Genomic DNA, 3,535 nt, shown 5'->3' with positions numbered 1-3,535 from the left:
GAAACTTTGTTCAGTTTTCAAAGATCTACTTGATCGATTTATCTAATCGATATAATCAACATAATTATTATATCATATCTGATTTTCGTTGTCAATAACTTTTTTAATTATTTTTTCAACGTCGTAATCAGACGACTTATTTATCTTACCAAAACCATTAATCGATGTCAATAAGAAAATAATTTTTTTGTTATGCTGTAACAAATCAGCTTAAATATAATATCATGATTTCCAAGATGATGTCAACATCTTTTTTATATTATATTTTTAAATAACTGCTCTGCATCAGCAACTTTTATAGTATACCAACATCAGTAAAAGTACGTCAACATTTTTTTATAAAAAAAAAGCAGAAATTTTTTATTTCTGCTCCAAATACTTTATTTTCCTGCTGCAATGTCAGCCAAAGCTTCATCGACCCAATGATCCAAACGTTTAGCTATCGGACTAAATCCTTCATACACATGACGATTAGTCCAATATTTCTTATGTTGGTAACGCGTATGCCGTGGTTGGTTAAAATCAAAGGTCTTTTCCAAACATCTGACCGAAAGTGAGATCTTTTGAGTATACTCATCAATATCGATGATCATCACTCGCACTCTTTGTCCAACTTTTAAATAATTTTGGATATCATCTACAAAACCATGATGGCACTCAGAAATATGGATCAAGCCCTGCGTCCCCTCATCGAGCGCGACAAAAGCGCCATAAGGTTGGATCCCAGTTACATATCCTTCCAGTACCATTCCGATACGATAAGCTATTTCCATGATCAACTACCTCTATAGTATTTCGATATTTTCGATTACAATGTCATTCTTAGGTTTATCGCCCCAATCAGTCTTAGTTTTAGCAATTTTATCAACTACTTCCATGCCAGAAATGACCTGACCAAAAACAGTATGACGCCCATCTAACCAAGGTGCACCTCCTTTACGATATGCTTGAACTATCTCCTTAGGATAAGTCGTCAATTGTTTGATAATACGCTTAGGCATATTTTTATTCTGAACGATAAAGAATTGACTCCCATTCGTATTAGGGCCAGCATTTGCCATTGAAACAGCCCCCCGTAAATTGTAAAGCCCATCAGAAAATTCATCTTCAAAAGCTTTACCCCAGATACTTTCGCCCCCCATTCCAGTCCCAGTAGGATCACCAGTCTGGATCATAAAATCTGAGATCACTCGGTGAAAGATAACGCCATTGTAGTAGCCATTTTTGGCTAAAGTCACAAAATTTTCAACGGTTTTAGGAGCTTTTTCAGGGAAAAGCGCCAAGGTTATCTCGCCCAAATTTGTTTTGATGACCGCACTTGAGGTCAATTTATCAGTGTCTAATTGTAAAAACTCCATCTATTTCTTCCTTATTTCTATAAATATATCTTTCACTTAGATATGATACTTTAACTCACGAGTTATTGCCAATTTTATTTTACACCTTTAATATGATATTGTAACTTTAACCGACAAGAATTATGAAGGGAGCAACCACTTTATGGTAGCTAAAGAATTTTATGATATTACGATCATTGGCGGTGGCCCAGTTGGAATGTTTGCAGCGACCTATGCTCGGATGCGCTTAGCCAAGACTCAGATCATCGAAAGCTTAGGACAGTTAGGAGGCCAAGTCAGCGCCCTATTCCCTGCTAAAAAGATCTATGACATCCCTGCTTTTCCAGAGATCACCGGAACAGAATTGATCGACCATTTAAAACAGCAGGTAGAAAAATTCGAGCCTGATATCTTTTTAAATGAACGCGTGGAAAGTTTCAGCCAAATTACTGGTGGCTTTGAGATCAAAACTTCTAAACGAACAACTTATTCAAAAACGATCATTATCGCTACTGGTGCTGGAGCTTTTGAGCCACGTAAATTAAAGGTGGCAGCAGCAGATCGATTCGAAGACAAACAACTTCACTATTTTGTCAAAGATCTCAAGGACTTCAGTAATAAAGAAGTAGCGATCGCAGGTGGTGGTGATTCAGCAGTTGATTGGGCTTTAGAATTGGCGCCGATCGCCAAAGCTGTTCACTTGATCCATCGACGCGATAAATTTAGAGCTTTAGAATCTAGTGTTTTAGCGCTTAAAAAAACAAATACTATCCTACACACTCCCTATTTGATCACTGATCTTTCTTCTGTCCAAGATAAACTCTGCATCAGCTTAGAAAAACCCCGGAGTGCCGAGAAAAAAGAATTAACAGTTGATCACCTTTTAGTCAATTACGGATTTGCCTCAAATTCAAAGTTGCTCGAAAGTTGGGCACTTGATCTTGACCATCACAATATTACTGTTAATGCTAAAAATGAGACCTCGATCCCTGGCGTCTATGCGATCGGTGATATCGCAGCCCAAGCAGATAAACTAAATTTAATGGTAACAGGTTTTGGCGAAGCTCCAAGCGTTATCAATAGTGCACTATTGCGGATCTATCCAGAAAAACGCCAGCCCGCTCATAGTACGCAATTAATTAAAAAATTTGAAGCTGCTCAAGATAATTAAGTACATTAAGCTAAAAGTGTAGTATATTTATATAAGGGAGTAAACGCTATTGTCGGCACTCTCCTATAGTTGTCAAAAATCAACAACTACAATTACGAAAGGAATATGTTCATGTTTTTATAGCCGACGATGAACGCCTATAACGATGTCACAACTAATTGATTTTATCTTACACATTGATGTCCACTTAGTTACGATAGTTAATCTCTTCGGTGATTGGACTTACCTGATCTTATTTTCGATCATCTTTATCGAAACTGGTGCTGTTATCATGCCGTTTTTACCCGGAGATTCGCTTTTATTTGCAGCCAGTGCGATGTCTGCCAATCCTAAATACAGCCTAGATATTTGGATCTTTGTAGCCCTTTTCTGGTTTGCTGCTGTTTTGGGCGACTCACTTAACTTCTTTATCGGTCATTATCTAGGAAAAAAATTGACCAAGACTAAATTTTTCAGTCGGATCATCAAAGAGTCAGACCTAAAACGAACCGAAGAGTTCTTTGACAAGCACGGTGGGATCGCTATTTCATTAGCCCGTTTCATGCCAATCATCCGTACATTGGCACCTTTTGTTTACGGCGGTAGTGGTGGTAATTTCAAAACCTTTATCCGTTACTGCTTGATCGGTGCAACTGCTTGGGTAACGCTTTGTTGTGGTGCAGGCTATTTCTTTGGTAATTTCCCGATCGTTAAAGAACATTTCTCCTTGATCATTATCGGGATCATCGCTGTTTCATTGATCCCAGCCATTATAGGAGCTATCAAATCAAAAACTTCGAAAAAATAATATCAATACAAAAAAGCGTGGTCGATTCAAGCGACCACGTTTTTTAATTGCCATTTTCCAACAATATAAATGCTAAGTATACTCAAAGTAAATGTTCCCACAAATATGCCAAAACACGCTAAAAAATACTCACTTGGCAAAGCATTGATGATCGGATCTAAATTCGGATCAAATATCCAATCATCATTTCTAAATAACACCTCATGAAAAAAGATAAAAAAATCTTCAAAATCGACCACT

5 protein-coding genes are annotated in these 3,535 nt (G+C 37.4%); 2 read left to right on the top strand and 3 right to left on the bottom strand.

Annotation, left to right across the window (positions count from 1 at the left end):
- Positions 1-380 precede the first annotated feature (380 nt).
- Complete coding sequence (locus tag Q9Q35_RS11580; protein WP_304653507.1) at positions 381-773, bottom strand: CvfD/Ygs/GSP13 family RNA-binding post-transcriptional regulator; 393 nt, start codon at positions 771-773, stop codon at positions 381-383.
- 12 nt (positions 774-785) lie between these two features.
- Positions 786-1,358, bottom strand: coding sequence for a peptidylprolyl isomerase (locus tag Q9Q35_RS11575; protein WP_304653506.1), 573 nt, complete (start codon positions 1,356-1,358; stop codon positions 786-788).
- A gap of 142 nt (positions 1,359-1,500) precedes the next feature.
- Between Q9Q35_RS11575 and Q9Q35_RS11570 the strand changes: the two genes are divergently transcribed.
- Complete coding sequence (locus Q9Q35_RS11570) at positions 1,501-2,508, top strand: NAD(P)/FAD-dependent oxidoreductase (RefSeq protein WP_304653505.1); 1,008 nt, start codon at positions 1,501-1,503, stop codon at positions 2,506-2,508.
- Between the two features lie 145 nt (positions 2,509-2,653).
- Positions 2,654-3,295: a VTT domain-containing protein gene (locus Q9Q35_RS11565; RefSeq protein WP_010688034.1), complete on the top strand. Its 642-nt coding sequence runs from the start codon at positions 2,654-2,656 to the stop codon at positions 3,293-3,295.
- Between the two features lie 26 nt (positions 3,296-3,321).
- Here the strand turns inward: Q9Q35_RS11565 and Q9Q35_RS11560 are convergent.
- A partial coding sequence (locus Q9Q35_RS11560) for a DUF1461 domain-containing protein (RefSeq protein WP_304653504.1) occupies positions 3,322-3,535 on the bottom strand: 214 nt, incomplete at its 5' end.

It is taken from the genome of uncultured Ligilactobacillus sp. (genome assembly GCF_948826705.1).
GTDB lineage: Bacteria > Bacillota > Bacilli > Lactobacillales > Lactobacillaceae > Ligilactobacillus.
This window is presented reverse-complemented; position numbering and strand designations above follow the sequence as displayed.